This window comes from Roseateles sp. GW835-FHT13E02 (assembly GCF_058794035.1).
The window spans coordinates 67878-84168 of record NZ_JBXAGJ010000005.1 but is presented as its reverse complement, the minus strand read 5'-3'; the positions used below and the strand labels follow the sequence as shown (position 1 = coordinate 84168).

At 68.1% G+C, this 16291-nt stretch carries 10 protein-coding genes and 2 tRNA genes; 4 read left to right on the top strand and 8 right to left on the bottom strand.

Annotation, left to right across the window (positions count from 1 at the left end; genetic code table 11):
* Positions 1 to 181: 181 nt before the first annotated feature.
* A complete protein-coding gene (locus AC1Q6P_RS06505) occupies positions 182 to 2326 on the top strand; it encodes a putative bifunctional diguanylate cyclase/phosphodiesterase (protein WP_492664918.1) in 2145 nt (714 codons plus the stop codon).
* Between the two features lie 237 nt (positions 2327 to 2563).
* Here the strand turns inward: AC1Q6P_RS06505 and AC1Q6P_RS06500 are convergent.
* A tRNA-Leu gene (locus AC1Q6P_RS06500) sits at positions 2564 to 2648 on the bottom strand.
* A gap of 84 nt (positions 2649 to 2732) precedes the next feature.
* The gene (locus AC1Q6P_RS06495) at positions 2733 to 4139 is read right to left on the bottom strand and encodes a pyridoxal phosphate-dependent decarboxylase family protein (RefSeq protein WP_492664919.1); all 1407 of its coding nucleotides are present in this window, start codon (positions 4137 to 4139) and stop codon (positions 2733 to 2735) included.
* An 81-nt stretch (positions 4140 to 4220) separates the two neighbouring features.
* On the opposite strand from AC1Q6P_RS06495, the gene AC1Q6P_RS06490 reads away from it, so the two are divergent.
* Positions 4221 to 5639 (top strand): aminotransferase-like domain-containing protein, encoded by a 1419-nt coding sequence (locus AC1Q6P_RS06490; RefSeq protein WP_492664920.1) that lies wholly within the window; start codon positions 4221 to 4223, stop codon positions 5637 to 5639.
* Between the two features lie 29 nt (positions 5640 to 5668).
* Here the strand turns inward: AC1Q6P_RS06490 and AC1Q6P_RS06485 are convergent, their stop codons facing one another.
* The 3 genes from AC1Q6P_RS06485 to AC1Q6P_RS06475 form a co-directional block, all read right to left on the bottom strand.
* Entirely contained in the window at positions 5669 to 6667 is a 999-nt protein-coding gene (locus tag AC1Q6P_RS06485) for a DUF1338 domain-containing protein (RefSeq protein ID WP_171828171.1), read from the bottom strand.
* Positions 6668 to 6796: 129 nt separating this feature from the next.
* Entirely contained in the window at positions 6797 to 8314 is a 1518-nt protein-coding gene (gene amaB / locus AC1Q6P_RS06480; RefSeq protein WP_492664921.1) for an L-piperidine-6-carboxylate dehydrogenase, read from the bottom strand.
* A gap of 15 nt (positions 8315 to 8329) precedes the next feature.
* Positions 8330 to 9421: a saccharopine dehydrogenase family protein gene (locus AC1Q6P_RS06475; protein WP_271008111.1), complete on the bottom strand. Its 1092-nt coding sequence runs from the start codon at positions 9419 to 9421 to the stop codon at positions 8330 to 8332.
* A 141-nt stretch (positions 9422 to 9562) separates the two neighbouring features.
* On the opposite strand from AC1Q6P_RS06475, the gene AC1Q6P_RS06470 reads away from it, so the two are divergent.
* Positions 9563 to 10045, top strand: coding sequence for an Lrp/AsnC family transcriptional regulator (locus AC1Q6P_RS06470; protein ID WP_492664922.1), 483 nt, complete (start codon positions 9563 to 9565; stop codon positions 10043 to 10045).
* A gap of 114 nt (positions 10046 to 10159) precedes the next feature.
* Complete coding sequence (locus tag AC1Q6P_RS06465) at positions 10160 to 11818, top strand: response regulator (protein ID WP_492664923.1); 1659 nt, start codon at positions 10160 to 10162, stop codon at positions 11816 to 11818.
* Here AC1Q6P_RS06465 and AC1Q6P_RS06460 read toward each other — a convergent pair.
* From AC1Q6P_RS06460 to AC1Q6P_RS06450, 3 genes are all read right to left on the bottom strand, one after another.
* Entirely contained in the window at positions 11809 to 14259 is a 2451-nt protein-coding gene (locus AC1Q6P_RS06460; RefSeq protein WP_492664924.1) for a CHASE2 domain-containing protein, read from the bottom strand. The genes AC1Q6P_RS06465 and AC1Q6P_RS06460 overlap by 10 nt on opposite strands.
* A 3-nt stretch (positions 14260 to 14262) precedes the next feature.
* Complete coding sequence (locus tag AC1Q6P_RS06455) at positions 14263 to 15942, bottom strand: FecR family protein (protein WP_492664925.1); 1680 nt, start codon at positions 15940 to 15942, stop codon at positions 14263 to 14265.
* A gap of 224 nt (positions 15943 to 16166) precedes the next feature.
* A tRNA-Thr gene (locus tag AC1Q6P_RS06450) sits at positions 16167 to 16241 on the bottom strand.
* Positions 16242 to 16291: the final 50 nt, after the last annotated feature.

The following is a 16291-nucleotide window of genomic DNA, read 5'->3' as shown; positions in this document are numbered from 1 at the left end:
ACTACTTGCAAAAAGCTGGTGCGCAGGGTTCAATCAAAGCGCCAATCGCACGCGCAGGCCCTGTTTTTTCGCCATCGCAAGCAATCCTCGGGCAGGCAAACTCCGCTGATCTTCGGCGTTTGCGCCTCAAGGTTTGGGTTGTGGCCAGGCAGGCTCTCTTGGTTTTCCGCCGCCCGTTTTCATGCCGTCAGAACAAGCGACGAACCGCCCCACGCTCGCCGAGAGCACGCCCAGCCCGGCCTCGCCGCCTTCGGCCATGGCCCACGGCCTCGACAGCAGCAGCCTGCTCGCAGCTCTGCCGCAACAGCTGTGGGTGCTCGATGCCCATCTGCAGCCAGTGCTGGCTTCGCCCCTGCTGCAGGAGTTTCTCGGCCTCAGTCTTCGCGAGCTCCAGACCCTGGGCTGGCGCCACATCATCCATCCGCTGGACCGGCTGGAATTCGATCTGCGCTGGCAGCAGGCCCTGCTCAGCGGGCATTTCGAGATGGACTACCGCCTGCGCGCCGCCGATGGCCGCTACCGCTGGCACCTGGCCCTGGGTCAGGTCTTGCCCAGCCAGGGCGAAGGGCCACGTCGCGTACTGGGCACCCACACCGACATCAGCGAACGCAAGGAGTCCGAAGCCCGGCTGCGCGAAGCCGACGAGCTCTGGAAGCTCGCCCTGGAAAGCGTGGGCGACGGCGTCTGGGACTGGTATGTGCAGGACGAGGTCGAAATTTACTCGCCCCGCATCCTGCAGATGTACGGCTTCTCGGAGACCGAGATCAAGCCCAGCCCGGCCGAGCTTGATGCGCGCACCCATCCGGAAGACCGACAGCAGATGGAGCTGGACCGCGCCGCTCATTTTGCGGGTCATGTGCCGATCTACAGCAATGAGCACCGCGTGCTGTGCAAGGACGGCAGCTGGAAATGGATCCACAGCCGCGGCATGGTGATCAGCCGCGATGCCCAGGGCCGGCCTCTGCGCATGGTCGGCACCCACACCGACATCACCCAGCGCAAGCAGACCGAAGCCCTGATCTGGCACCAGGCTCATTTCGACGCACTCACCGGCCTGCCCAACCGCCGCACCCTGCGCGACCGCTTGGAACAGTTGCTCAGCAGCGCAAAAAGTGAGGGCGGTCGTCTGGCCCTGCTCTTCATCGACCTGGATCACTTCAAGGAGGTCAATGACACGCTCGGCCACGACATGGGCGACGCCCTCCTGCTGCAGGCAGCCGAACGCATCCGCGCCTGCGTGCGGCCGCAGGAGACGGTGGCCCGCATGGGCGGCGACGAGTTCACGGTCGTGCTGTCCGGCCTGAACAGCGCCGAGGAAGCCGAGCAGGTGGCGCAGAAGATCATCCAGTCCATGGCCAGCGCCTTCCACTTGCAGGACGAGCGGGTGTTTGTCTCGGCCAGCATCGGCATCAGCCTCTTCCCCGATGACGGGCAGCTGATCGAAGAACTGTTCAAGCACGCCGACCAGGCGCTCTATGTGGCCAAGGGCGCCGGGCGCAACCGCCTCGGTCATTTCACGCCCGATCTGCAGCAAGCCGCCCTCTTGCGCATGCGCTTAGGCAATGAGCTGCGCGAGGCCCTGCCCAAGGCCCAGCTGAGCCTGGAGTACCAGGCCATCGTGGACATGCGCACGCGCGAGATCTGCAAGGCCGAGGCCTTGCTGCGCTGGACCCATCCGAGTCGCGGCCGCATCGGCCCCGATGTCTTCATCCCTCTGGCCGAAAGCAGCGGCTTGATCATCGAGATTGGCGAATGGGTGTTTCAACAGGCCGCGCGCCAGGTGCACGACTGGCGCCAGCGCTACCTGCCGACGCTGCAGATCAGCATCAACAAAAGCCCCATCCAGTTTCGCAACAACCAGGGGCCCGACTCCCACGCGCATTGGGTCGACACCGTGCACGAACTCGGCTTGCAAGAACAGGCCCTGGCGATAGAAATCACCGAAGGCCTGCTGCTGGAAGGCGACAGTGAGGTCACGCGTCAGCTCGAGACCCTGCGGCGCGGCGGCTTCCTGGTCTCGCTCGACGACTTTGGCACCGGCTTCTCCTCGCTGTCCTACCTGCACAAATACGCCATCGACCTGCTCAAGATCGACCAGCGCTTCGTGCGCAACCTCCGCCCCGGCACCAAAGACCTGGCGCTGTGCAAAGCCATCATCACCATGGCCCATGAGCTGGGCTTGCAGGTCGTGGCCGAGGGCGTGGAGACGCAGGAACAGTACGAACTGCTGCGCAGCGCCGGTTGCGACTACGGCCAGGGCTACCTCTTCGCCCGCCCGCTGCCGGTCGAGGCCTTCGAGCAGCTGCTGGCCAAAGGCAAGGCCTGACCCCACGCTCCCTGGAACCACGGCGTTCGACATCGGAAATGACAAATGGGTCAACACTTGCGTGTTGACCCATTTTCAATTTGGTGCCCAGGAGAGGCGCTCGGTCACGTACCGCGACCCCGGCGCCGCAAGCATGCGGCGCCCTTCTCGTCCTCACGCACCGTCCGCAGGGACGGCGCTTCCTGGGCAAGCACCAATGACAAAAGGCCAGCACTTTCGTGCTGGCCTTTATCAATTTGGTGCCCAGGAGAGGACTCGAACCTCCACGGAGTTACCCGCTAGTACCTGAAACTAGTGCGTCTACCAATTCCGCCACCTGGGCTTGTTTTTCTTCTCTGCCGAAGCAGCGAAGACCGCTACTGTAGCACGGTTTGTTTTGCGCGCAAGCGTTTTCTCAAAAAACTTTTCAGCAGGCCTCGTTCAGCACGCGGTTCAGCGCCGCATGAACCCGCTGGGCGTCGGCCGCTTCGCTGCGCCAGTTGCTGAAGGCCGCACGCACGGCCCAGCGGCCTTGGTAGTGGGTCGGTGTGAGGAAGGCCTCGCCGCTGTCGCGCAAGCGCTCCAGCAAACTTTGCACACCGGCCGCATCGTCGTGAGCTTGAATGGCAAAGCAGACGATGTTCAGCCGCACTGGCGACAAGAGCTCGAAGCGCGGTGCGTCGGCCTGCAGCAAGCGGCCCAGCAGGCGGGCGCCGTCGATATTGCGGCGCACGATCTCGGCGTGGCCCTCGCGCCCATACGCCTGCACGCTGAACCAGGCCGGCAGCGCGCGCCAGCGGCGGGAGTTCTCGGGCGTGAGGTGCACAAAATCGGGCCGCTCGCCGATGGGCCCGAGGTAGGCCGCGGCGTTCTGGAACACGCGCAGCTGCAGATCGCGGTGGCGGGTGAACTGCAGGGCACTGTCGTAGGGGACGTTCAACCATTTGTGGCAATCGATGCACACCGAATCGGCCCCATCCAGGCCCGCCACCTGGGCCGCCACACGCTCATCCAACGCCGCAAATGCACCGAAGGCGGCGTCGACATGCAACCAGAAGCGGTGACGCTGACGCAAGGCCACCAAGGCAGTCAGATCGTCGAAGTCCCCGCTGTTGACCGTGCCCGCATTGGCCACCACGATCAGCGCCTCATCGGGGCTGGCGCGCAGGCGCTGCTCCAGCGCCGCCACATCGAGAGCGTCACGCCCGGCCAGGGTCGGCAGCAGTTCCACCGCCTCGCGGCCCAGGCCCAGCATGGACGCGGCTTTGTGGATGCTGGAATGCGGCGCGCCGCTGAGGATGCGCACGGGGCCCAGGCGGGCCAGCCCGGCCTCGCTGACGCGCAGGCCGCGCTGCTCACCCACCCACTCGCGGCCCAGGGCCAGGCCCACAAAATTGGACAGGGTGGCGCCCGAGACAAACACGCCCTGCTGCGCCTCGCTGAGCCCAAACCAGGCAGCCAGCGTGCGCACCGTGGCACGCTCGAGCTCGGGCGCTTCCGAGTCCCAGCCGGCCGTGGGGTTCTGGTCCAGGCTGGCGGTCAGCCAGTCACCCATCAGGCTGGCCGGTGTGGCGCCGCCGGTGACAAAACCCAGGTAACGCGGGCCGGCGCTGCCGGACAGATGCGGCAGCCAGTCCTGAGCAAAGCGCCGCAAGGCCCCCGCTGCACCGACAGGCTGCTGCAGCGCATCCTGCATCAGCGCCGGCCCCGGGCCGCGCGGCGCGCGAGCCGCCGGGTGCGCGTCCAGCCCCTGCAGAAAGCTCAGCGCCAACTCACGCGTGGCCTGACTCAGGGCCGGCAGTTCGTTCAAATCCTGGTGCAACAAAGGATGCATGGCGAAAAGGCTCCAAGGCAGTGGGCAGAGCGGCCATGCTAGAGTCGATTGGACTGAAGCAAGCAATCCAATTGCCACGCCATGGACTTGTGCAGCAACCCCGCCCTGCTGGGCGACTGGCGGGCCAGCCAAGCGCTGCTCTACGCCGCGCTGGCCACCGCCCTGCAAGGCCTGCTGCTGCGTGGCGAGCTGCTGCCGGGCGACCGCCTGCCGCCCGAGCGGGCCTTGGCCGCTGCGCTGGGCCTGAGCCGCGCCACCGTGGTGGCGGCTTACGGGCGCCTGGCCGAGGGTGGCTGGGTGCAGGCCCGCCAGGGCCAGGGCACGACCGTCAGCGCCGGCCCACCCGGCCATGTGGCGCGCCGGCGCCGTGCCCAGCCGCTGGGCAACCCGGCCCTGCATGCCTCGCCACGCGGCCGAACTGAGGGCGGCGTAGGGGCCGACTGGATCGACTTCTCCCTGGCCACCGCCCTGCCCGATCTGGCCTGGCTCAGCCCCAGCGAGGCCAGCCGCCAGCTGGCCTTGCGCGAGAGCGCCTACCAGCCCGAAGGCATGTGGCCGCTGCGCGAACGCATCGCCGCGCGCTACACCCGCCAGGGCCTGGCCACCACGGCCGAGCACATCATCGTCTGCGCCGGTGCGCAGCAGGCGCTGAGTTTGCTGAGCCAGCTCTACCTCTCGCCGGGCGACCGGGTGCTGCTGGAATGCCCCAACTACTTCGGCGCCATCGATGTGTTTCGCAGCAGCGGTGCGCGCCTGCATGCGGTGCCGCTGCAGGCACGCTGCGCCCATGCCGGGGATTTCATCGCCGCGGCGGCCAGCGCACCCAAGCTGATCTACCTCTGCCCGCAGCTGCACAACCCCAGCGGCCAGTCCTGGCCCGCCTCGCGCAGCCAGGAACTGCTGCGCACCGTGCAGCGCGCGGGCAGCAGCCTGCTGGTCATCGACGACTCGCTGGCCGAGCTGCATTTCAGCGCCGAAGCACGGCCGCTGAAAGCAGCACCCGATGCCGCCGTGGTGCACATCGGCAGCCTGTCCAAAACCCTGTGGGCCGGCCTGCGCATCGGTTGGTTGCGAGCGCCTCGGGCCTTGATCGAGCCGCTGCGCCATGCCAAGGCCTGTGCCGACATTGCCAGCTCCAGCCTCAGCGCCGCGATTGCCTGCGATCTCTTCGACCGCATGGATCGGCTGTTGCTGCCGCGCCGCGCCAGCCTGCAACACCAGGCCCAGCACTTGCAGGCGGCGCTGCACCGCCATCTTTCCAGCTGGACCGTCAAGGCACCCGAAGGCGGGCTCTTTCTCTGGGCGCAGCTGCCGGCGCACGGGCCGCGTGCCGACGCCCTGTGCGAGACCGCACGACAGGCGCAGCTGCGCCTCACGCCCGGCACGGCCATGAGCGTGTCAGCCGAGCGGGGCCAAGACCGGGTGCGCCTGGCCTTCACCCTGCCGGAGGCGCAGGCACTGGCCGGCGTGCAACGCCTGGCGGCGCTGGGTTTGTACTGAGCGGAGGCTTCGAGAAATGCGCGCCGGACTCAGGCCGCGGCGGTCATCTTGAAGATGCCGGTGGCATTGCCGGCATCGAACTTCAGGTCGAGATCGTCGGCCACGCGCTCACGCTGGATGAACTCGTAGAACGAGCCCGGCACCACGGCGCTGATCAGGCGGCCGCCGTCGAGGAACTGACGTTGCACCTCAGCGGCACGGAAGGCCGTCTGGCGCACCCGGCCCGAGGCCGAGGTCTCGATGGCCGGCTTGATCGGGCGACCCAGGGCACGCTGGGTGTCGGCCAGCTGCTCGATATCGGCCACACGGTCGGTGGCGTGGTTGAAGGCATTGCCCTCGGTCGAGATCCAGGCCATTTCGGCCGACTCGGCCAGCAGGGTCTGATAGTCCGCCCAATCGAACACCGGATGCTGGCGCTCGAAGCAGCTCAGCAGGCGCGGCAAGAGGGCCAGCGCGGTGGACCAAGGCAGGACTCGATCGCGCGCCAGCTGCTCCAGCGCGGCCACCTCGGCCGGGCCCAGGGGGTCGCGGCTGACGCCGATCACGCGGCTCACGGCCGATTGGAAGGCGGGCGAGAACTGCTCCGGATGCAGCTCGGACACGAAGAACTGGGCGATGTCCTCGGCATGGTCCTGGTGGCGCCAGGCGCGGCCGGTCATCTTCAGGCGCGGCAGCGGATAGGGCTCGGCAAAGGCAAAGCCCAGCGGGCGCAGCACGCGGGTGATGGCCGCCTCGCCCGCCGGCAGAGCGCCGCTGGGCCAGGCCACGGTGCGCAGGGCGCCATGGTCAAAGACGATGGGCTGGCCGGCGCGCTGCTGATCGGCCACATAGGCCGCAGCCGATGGCACGCGCGCCACCACATCGCGGAACAGAGCCATGTTCAAGGCTTGGGCCAGCTCGGCCCGGTGCACGGTGGCCCCCACCGGTTTCAGCAGGGCCGGAGCGACCTTCAGCTGCGCAAAGGTTTCAAGGGCCGCGGCCTCGCCCAAGGTGGCGGACAGCAGGCGGAACAAGCCGGTATCAAGCATGGTGATGCGGGAAGACTTCGGGGACAGATTCAAAAAATAGAGGGGCCAAGCACAGCCCGCCGCAACGCCCTCCCCTCCCAGGGATGGCGCTGCTGGCGCGCGGTTCAAGCCCGGTCAGGCCTGGGCCGATCAGATGTCGAACTTCACGCCTTGTGCCAGCGGCAGCGAGCGCGAGTAATTGACCGTGTTGGTCGTGCGGCGCATATAGGCCTTCCAGGCGTCGGAGCCCGATTCGCGGCCGCCGCCGGTTTCCTTCTCGCCACCGAAGGCGCCGCCGATCTCGGCGCCCGAGGTGCCGATGTTGACGTTGGCAATGCCGCAGTCTGAGCCGCTGGCCGAGACAAAGGTTTCGGCTTCGCGGATGTCGTTGGTGAAGATGGCCGAGGACAGGCCTTGCGGCACCTCGTTCTGCAGCGCAATCGCTTCGTCCAGGGTCTTGTACTTCAGCGTGTACAGGATGGGTGCGAAGGTCTCGTGCTTGACGATGTCCGTCTGCGCCGGCATGCGCACCAGGGCGGGCGTGGCGTACCAGGCGTTCGGGTACTGGTCGGCCAGGGCGCGTTCGCCGCCGCTGACTTCTCCGCCCTGCTCGCGCGCAGCGGCAAGAGCGGCCTGCATCGCGTCAAACGAGGCTTTGTCGATCAGCGGGCCGATCAGGGTGCCGGCTTCGACCGGGCTGCCGATCTTGAGCTGGGCGCGGGCGCGGTCCAGGCGAGCGACCAGCTCGTCGTGGATGCTCTCGTGAATGATGACGCGGCGCGTGGTCGTGCAGCGCTGGCCGGCCGTGCCGTAGGCGCCGAACAGGATGCCGCGCACGGCCAGCTCCAGGTCGGCGCTGGGGGTGACGATGATGGCGTTGTTGCCGCCCAGCTCGAGCAGGCAACGGCCGAAGCGCGCCGCCACGCGCGGGCCGACCGCGCGCCCCATGCGGGTGGAGCCGGTGGCCGAGACCAGGGCGACCTGGGGGTGTTCCACCATGGCTTCGCCCACCGCCGCGCCGCCGTTCAGCAGCTGGGACAGATGCGCGGGCGCCGTGCCGCCGGCCGCGTTGTAGCGGGCCAGGGCGCGCTCGAACAGGGCTTGCGTGGCGATGGCGGTCAGCGGGGTCTTCTCGCTCGGTTTCCAGATGCAGCTGTCGCCGCAGACCAGGGCCAGGGCCGAGTTCCAGGCCCAGACGGCCACGGGAAAGTTGAAGGCCGAGATGATGCCGACCACGCCCAGGGGCAGGTACTGCTCCATCATGCGGTGGCCGGGGCGCTCGCTGGCGATGGTCAGGCCATGCAGCTGACGGCTCAGGCCGACGGCGAAGTCGCAGATGTCGATCATCTCCTGCACCTCGCCCTCGCCTTCGCTGCTGACCTTACCGGCCTCCAGCGAGACCAGACGGGCCAGATCGGCCTTGTGCGCGCGCAGCTCTTCGCCGAACAGGCGCACCAGCTCGCCGCGCTTGGGCGCGGGCACATTGCGCCAGTCCAGGAAGGCGGCATGGGCGCGCGCCACGGCGGCGCGCATGTCCTCGGCGCTGGCCTCGTGGACGGCGCCGAGCACGGCACCGTCAATGGGCGAGCGCACGTTCAGCGTGCCGCCGGTGAAAGCCGAGGAAGAAACGCCGAGGGCGCTCAGGAGTTCAGTGATGTGCGTAGTCATTGCGAGATTCTCCGCTCAACCGATGCTTTCCACCTGGCGCGACTGCTGGTAGGCCTTGCCGAATTCATTGGCCAGGAACTCAGGCAGCGAGACTTCCTCTTGCGAGACAAAGCCCGACTGCGGCAGCTTGCCCTGACGGAACAGATCGACGGCGGCGCACATGCCAGCGGCGGTGGTGATCTGGATGGCCGAGAGCGGGCGGGCGCCGTCGCGCTCGGCGAAGATCTTGCGGGCGAAGACTTCCTGCACCAGGCGGCCGTTCTTCATGCCCGACACGGTCACGAAGACCAGCACCACGTCCTGCATGGTGGCCGGCATGCTCTTGCGCATGATGTCCTTGAGCAGTTCCTGGTCGTTCTTCAGTGCCAGATCGCCGAGCAGGAACTGCATCAGGTCGCGGTGGCCGGGGTAGCGCACGGTCTTGTAGTCGAGGTTCTTGACCTTGCCGGCCAGGGTTTCGCACAAGGTGCCCAGGCCGCCCGAAGTGTTGAAGGCCTCGTACTCGGTGCCGTCCAGCGAGAAATGCTCCAGGCCTTCCAGCGGCAGGGCGTCGATCTTCTCGCCGTCGTGGATGCATTCGCAGGGGTGGCAGTACTCGTTGATCAGGCCGTCCACCGACCAGGTCAGGTTGTACTTCAGCGCATTGGTCGGGAAGGCCGGCAGCGCGCCGACGCGCATCTTCACATCGTTGAGGCTGTCAAAACTCTTGGCCAGATGGGCGGCGACGATGCCGATGAAACCCGGGGCCAGGCCGCACTGCGGCATGAAGGCAGTCTTGGCACCGTTGGCGATGCGCATGATCTCCTTGGTGGCGGCCACGTCTTCGGTCAGGTCGAAATAGTGGCAGCCGGCTTCCAGGGCCATGTGGGCGGCGGGAATGGCCAGCTGGTAGGGCAAGGCATTGACGATGGCATTGAAGCCCTTGACGGTGGCGGCAGCGCCGGCGCCGATTTCGGCGATCACCTGGGTCTTGATGCCCTCGCCGGCCAGCACGGACAAGGCGGCAGCGTTCTTGTCAAAGACGGTCACGTCGTAATGGCCCGAGCCGTGCAGCAGGCGGGCAATGGTTTCACCGATATGGCCTGCGCCCAACAATGCGATCTTCATTTGATGCTCCTCAATATGCGTGGATGGCTGGCAGTCTAGGCAGGAGTGCTGACGAAAAAAAGCACGAGTTCGTCGGAATCAACGCAGAAAATGACGATTCGTCATCACTGATCGTCATTTCGATTCAAACCAGGGTTTTTCATGAGTCCAGCCATCCCTCCCCCGCAGCCGCCCCGCAGCGCCGCCCAAGCCCGCGACCAGACCGACCGCGAGCTGATCGCCCTCTTGCAGACCAATGCCCGCGAGAGCACCGCCAATCTCGCCCGCAAGCTCGGTGTGGCGCGCACCACCGTGGTGGCGCGCCTGGCCCGACTGGAGGCCGAAGGCGTGCTGGTCGGCTACACCGCCAAGCTCGGCTCGGATGCGGCCGATCGCGGCGTGCAGGCCTTTGTCGGCATCACCGTGCAACCCAAGGCCGGGCGCGAAGTGGTGAAGCGACTCTCGGGCCTGCCCGAGCTGCGCCAGCTGGCCTCGGTCAGCGGCGAGTTCGATTACATGGCCTTGCTGCGCGCCGAATCGACCATGCGCCTGGACGCCTTGCTCGACGAAATCGGCGAGATCGACGGCGTCATCAAGACCACCAGCTCGGTGGTGCTGGCCTTGCGCGTGGACCGCAGTGCCTGAGCGCAGACGCAGGCCAACAAGCCCTGCGGCACAAGCGCACAGCTGTCAGAGTCGACGCTAGCCAAGCGGCGCCGGGACGCGCTACGCTGCACGCCTGAGAGCAATGGGGGGTCTGTGTCGAATCACCAGTTTGGGTCTGCGCCCCAGTTCAATATCGCGCTGGCCAGCGGCGCCCCGGGAGGCACGCTGAAGGCGCTGATCATCGATGAGGGGGAGCTGTCGCGCTCGGTGATCACCACCATGCTGCGCGATATGGGCGTGCAGCAGGTGCATGCGGTGCGCCGCCCCGAGCAGGCGCGCCGGCAGATCAAGGAAGCCGGCCACGCCTACGACATCATCATCACCGAGTTCCACTTCCGCCGCCAAAGCAACCACGACATGAGCGGCCAGGACCTGCTGGACGAGCTGCGCCAGGCGCGCGGCCTGCCCATGCAGACCATCTTCATCATGGTGACGGATGAAGCGCGCTACCAGCATGTGGCCGATGCGGTCGAAGGCGCGCTCGATGACTACCTGCTCAAGCCCTTCACCGCCCGCCAGTTTGAGGAGCGACTGCAGATCATCCTCGACCGCAAGCATGCCCTGCGCGAGGTCTTTGCCGCCATCGAGGCCAATGACTACGCCGGCGCCGCCGAGCTGTGCGAGGCCATGTTCCACAACAGCCAGAGCTACAAGGTCTATGCCGCCCGCATCGGCTCCGAGCTCTATCTGCGCCTGGGCCAGCTCGATGCCGCACGCCGCATGTTCGAGGCCCTGCTGGAGTACAAGGCCGTGCCCTGGGCGCGCCTGGGCCTGGCCAAGATCGACCTCGGCAATGCCGACACCGCCACCGCCTGCCGCAGCCTGGAGACCCTGCTGGCCGACAACCCCAGCTATGTCGATGCCTACGATGTCTACGGTCGCGCCCTGCTGGAGAGCATGGATTTCGCCGGTGCCGTCGAAATGTTCAGCAAGGCGGTGCAGATCACGCCGGGCAATGTGGCGCGGCTGCAGAAGCTGGGTTCGTTGCAGCTCTTTCTGGGCTTCAGCGAGAACGCGCTCAAGCACCTGACCGCGGCGCTCAATATCGGCTCGCAATCGCGCTCGCTCGATTACCAGGGCCTGGTCGCCCTGGGCCTGGCCAGCCTGGACGAGGAAGAGCGCGAAGGCTGCGAGCGGGCCTCGCGTTTTCTGCAAGAGGCCTTGCAGAGATTCCCGGACAGCTTCCGCGTGCGCCACCTCTCGCTCTGCGCCGATGCGGTGCTGGCCCTGTCCGAGCGCCGCGCCGACCTGGCACAAGCCTTGATGCGCCAACTCGCGGAACAGCTGGACCATCCCGAGTTCAGCTACGAGATGGCCTGCAATCTGATCATGCTGATGGTGCGCAGCGCCGGCCGCCAAGCCATGCCCGAGGCGCGCGCCTGGACCGAGCGGGCGACCCAGCGCTTCGCCGTCTCACGCCCACGCACCCGCATGCTGGAGATGGCCGCGGCCGCCATGCCGCCGATCGAAGCCATCGTGCGCAATGCCGCGGCCGGCATCAACGAGGCGGCGCGCGAGGCCATGTCCCATCTGGTCAGCAAACAGCATGAGCGAACCCTGCAGGCCTTGCTGGCCCTGGCACAACGCAGCCTGAACGCGCGAATCATCAATCTCGCCCATGCCACGCTCAGCCACCATGGCCAGCATCTGTCCGAACACGCGGTACAACAGCTGCGCGGTGTGATCGACGATTTGCACAGCCGCTACACCGACGGCGGCCGGCGCTTCGTCGAGCGCGAACGTCAGGTCTGAATGGGACGCGGGGACCCGTCCTCAGACGGCAAGGCCCAACGCTCCAGCGCCTGCTCCAGCGCTTGCAAGGCGATCGGCTTGCTCAGGTGAGCATCGCAGCCGGCGGCCAGGCACTGCTCGACATCGCGGGCAAAGGCATTAGCCGTCAGGGCCAGGATGGGCAGGCGCGGGCGCGCCGTCTCGGCCTCGATGGCGCGCCAGCGCCGGGTCACCTCCAGGCCATCGAGCACCGGCATCTGCACATCCATCAGCACCAGGTCGTAGGTGCCACGCTGCAGGCAGGCCAGGGCCTGCTCACCATCGCCCGCCACCTCGATCGCGTGGCCCAGCGGCGCCAGCATGGCCTCGATCACCAGCACATTGACCTCGTTGTCCTCGCACAGCAGCAAGCGCAAGGGCCGCAAGCGGCGCGGCGCCAGCGGGGCCGAGGCCGCAGGCGCCGGCGGCAGCTCACCCGGTGCCGGCGCCGGCTGGGCGGGCAGCGGCAGGTGCAACTCGAAACGGCTGCCCTGCCCTGGCACACTGCTCAAGCTGAGCCGGCCGCCCATCATCTGCACCAGGCTGCGCGAAATGGCCAGGCCCAGGCCCGTGCCACCATATTCACGCGAGATGCTGGCATCGGCCTGGGTGTAGGGCTGGAAGATGCGCTCCTGCATGGCCGGGGGGATGCCGATGCCACTGTCCTGCACGGCCAGGCTCCAACGCCCGGGCTCCAGCCGCCGCACCTCCAGGCGCACACCCCCCTGGCGCGTGAACTTGATGGCATTGCTGAGCAGATTGGCCAGCACCTGGGCCAGGCGCTGGGCATCACCCCAGACCCAGGCCTCGACCTCGTCCGTGCAGCAAAGGTCCAGGGTCAAGCCCCGCTCGCGGGCCCGGCCCTGCTGCAAGTCGATCTGCTGGCGCAGCAGCTCGCCGAGATGGAAGGCATGCGGCGCCAGGCTGAGCTTGCCGGCCTCGATCTTGGCGTTGTCCAGCAGATCGTTGATCAAGGCGAAGAGCTGCTGGCCGGCGCCCTGGAAGACCTGCACATAACGGCGCTGCTCAGCGTTCAGCTCGGTGCGGGCCAGGATCTCGGCCATACCCAGCACCGCATTCATGGGCGTGCGGATCTCGTGGCTGACGTGGGCAAGGAACTGGGTCTTGGCCTGGTTGGCCGCCTCAGCCACCTCGCGCGCATGGCGCAGCTCGCGGTGGCGCAGGCTTTGCCAGCGCTGCTCGGCCAGGCCCGCCAGCATCAGCGCCAAGGCCAAGGTCGCGAGCGGACCCAGCAGCGAGGGCAGCAAGAGCTGGCTTTGCACCAACCAGACCGCCAAACCCAAGAGCAGGGTCAGGCTGAGCGCCGTGCTGCCCAGCAGCAGGCCCCAGCGTTGCTGCGCCTGCATGGCCCGCGAGCGCGCATGCAGCACGCCCGGCACAGCCGCGAGCAGCAGCAAAACCGCCGCCCAGGCCCAGCCCGCCGGCGCCAGCACCTGGCCGCGCGCCAGCAGGGCCGCGGCCGTGGCCACAAAGGCCGCGCCGGACAAGCGCCCCTGGGGCGTGCTCACAGCATCGGCAAAGTAGGCGCTGCTGCCGACAAAGACGGTACGACCGCGCAGGCTCTCGCGCAGGCCCGGGTCCTCTCGCTGGCCCAGTGCGGCGCGCATCAGCCGACCCCAGCTCAGCTCGGGCAAGCCCTCCAGCCGGCTGGGCAGCTTGAGCTGCACCCGGCCCTGGACATCAATCGGCCAGGTCTGCAGCGACTGCAGACGCTCGGGCTGCTCTTGCAGCAAGACCGCCAGCGGCAGCGCTGGCAAGACCTGCCCCTGGTGGCGGTGCCACAGCGGCTGGCGTCGCAGCAAGCCGTCGCTGTCCAGCGGCGAGGACACCAGGCCCACCCGGCCCAGCGCCGCAGGCGCCTCGCGCAGCAGCGGCGTGGCCGGCAGCATCAAGGCATTCCAGCTCAGGCTGGGAGTGCCGGGCGGCGCGGCGGACCAGGCCAGGCCTTTGAGCAGGGTCAGCTCCTCGCGCGGCAGGGCCGAAGGCGGGGCGTCCAGTTGCAAGCCTGCCGCCGCCAGCACCGAGGGCGGCCCTTGTTGCAGCGCGCGTGCCAGCTCGGCATCGCCCTCGCGCTCTCCCGAGAGCACCAGGTCGATCACCACCCGGCGCGCTCCGGCCTGCTGCAGATAGTCCAGCAGCAAGGCGTAGACGGAGCGCGGATAGGGCCAGTCGCCCAGCGCGGGCTGCATCTCGCGCAGGGCATCGTCGTCGATGTCCAGCAGCGCCAGCTCGTCCACACGCAAGGGTTGGGCGGTCAGGCGCAGCAGGCTGTCTTCCAGCGCCAGATCCAGGGGACGCAAAGGCCCCTGCCCCTGAGCGAACAAGACGACACACAGAGCCAGCGGCAGGGCCAGGCAGGAAGGTCCCCAACGCCACCAGGCGCGGGCTCGCGCTTCAGCCATCGATCACAACCCCAGCAGCAGCAAGGGCAGCAGCCAGAGCCAGCGCGAGTAGGGCACATCGATCTCCTGCACCTGGCCGTAGGGGCCGGGCTGGCCCAGCTCGTCCAGGCCGCGCACACGCAGGAAATAGCGACCGGGGCCCGGGCGCGGCAGGCTCAGGCCCGGGGTCTCGCTGCTGAAGTTCTGCAGGCCCTGGCTGAAGGCCGCATCCTGTGCCCATTGCAACTCATAACGCGCCACACCGGCGGAGGCTCGCCAGCGCAGGTTCAGCTGCTCGCCGGCGACCTCGGCTTCGGCCGGCTCGGGGCTGGGCGGCAGCGGCCGCAGCTCGAAGGCCTGGCCGTCGCCGAAAGGGCCGCGCGCCTCACCCTGCAGCGAGGCCAGGCGCCAGTGGTAACGACCATGGGGCAGGCGAACGTTGTGGCTGATGTCGGCGATGCCGGTCTGGTCCAGCTGCAACTCGCGGAACTCGGCATCTCGCGCGACCTGCAGGCGGTAGGCCTGGGCGGCGCTGTTGCGCGTCCAGCGGAACTCGAGCTGTTCACCGTAGAGCCGGGCATCGGCCATCGGCGCCTGGCTGAACGGCGGCTCGGGCCGGGCCTGGATCTGCAGCACGCGGTCACTAGACTGGCCCTCCAGGCCGAGCGCATCGATGGCGCGCAGGCGCAGGCGGTAGCGCCCGTCGGGGGGCAGCTCCTCCCAGCTCAGCTCGGGCTCGCTGCCGCGGTGATCGAGCAGCAGGCGGCTGAAGTCACCCTCGGCAAACAGCTGCGCCCGGTAAGCACGCGCGCCTGGGTGCGCCGGCCAGCGCAGGCGCAGCGGCAGGCGCTCCACCACGGCCAGCTCGGCGGGCAGGGCCGGCGCGCTCAGCAAGGGCGCGGCCTGCGGTTTGCCCCGCCCTTCAGCCACCATGCCCATGCCGGCGGGCACCGCCAGCGAGGCATGGCCGCTGCTGTCGACCGCGACCCGGCCTTCCAGCACCTCCATGCGCGCCGATTCGGCCTGCAGATGCACACGGAACTCGGTGCCGCGCACCCCCAGGTTCACATGCGGGGTGCGGATCTCGTAGTGCGGCACGCGGCCGCCCGTGGGCGTGACCTGGCTGTCGGCCCCGCCCTCGTGCAGACGCAGCTGCACCGAGGGAATGGCGCTGCGGCCGTAGACCAGCAGCTGCTCCAGGCTGAGATCGCTGAGCGGCGGGATCAGCAGGCGCGAACCATCGACAAAACGCAAGGTCGCCGAGGACTGGGCCGCGCTGCGCAGCCGGTCACCGCTGTGCAATTCCTGCCCGGCCGCCAGGCGCTGCTCGGCCTGGCCGCTGCGCTGCAGCGTGACCTGCCCCTGCACGAACACCGTCTGGGCCACGCTGGCTTCGCGGCTGAGCCAGGCCAGGGGCATGCGCAAGACGCCACCCGGCGGCAAGCGCAGAGGATCGGCCACCCGGTTGAGGCGCTGCAGATCGCGCCAATGGCGGCCGGGCTGGAGGTAGCGCTCGGTCAGGCCGATCAAGGTATCGCCTGGCTGAATGCGGTAGTGCCAGTCGCTGTCAACCTCCACGGGCGCCGATATCGGCTGGGCCGAGCCACGCGCCAGCACGGGCGCGGCGGCCGGGGCCAAGAGGCCAAACGCCAAGGCCGCGGCAAGCTGGCGGAGGCGGCCACTGCATTGGATGGTGTGTTGCATGCGCCTTCTCCCTGGCCCAGGCGGCCATCAGCGTCCTTGTTGGCGGCATGGTAGCCAAAAACCATGCACGCCCTGGACAGGAAAGGCCCGGGGGCAGAGAGTCGCCGCCGCACGGCGGGCGTGCCAGGCTGGGACGGGGCGGGACCGGGCGATGCCCCATGTCATGCCCAGAACGCAAAAAGCCCGTCACAAACCAGGACGGGCTTTGAAGGGCGTGGCCTTGATGGTGCCCATGACGCGGATCGAACGCGTGACCTCTCCCTTACCAAGGGAGTGCTCTACCACTGAGCCACATGGGCAGTTGGATCGGCTCCAGCTGCGTCCGGCCCAAGCCGGGCCGGAAAAACAA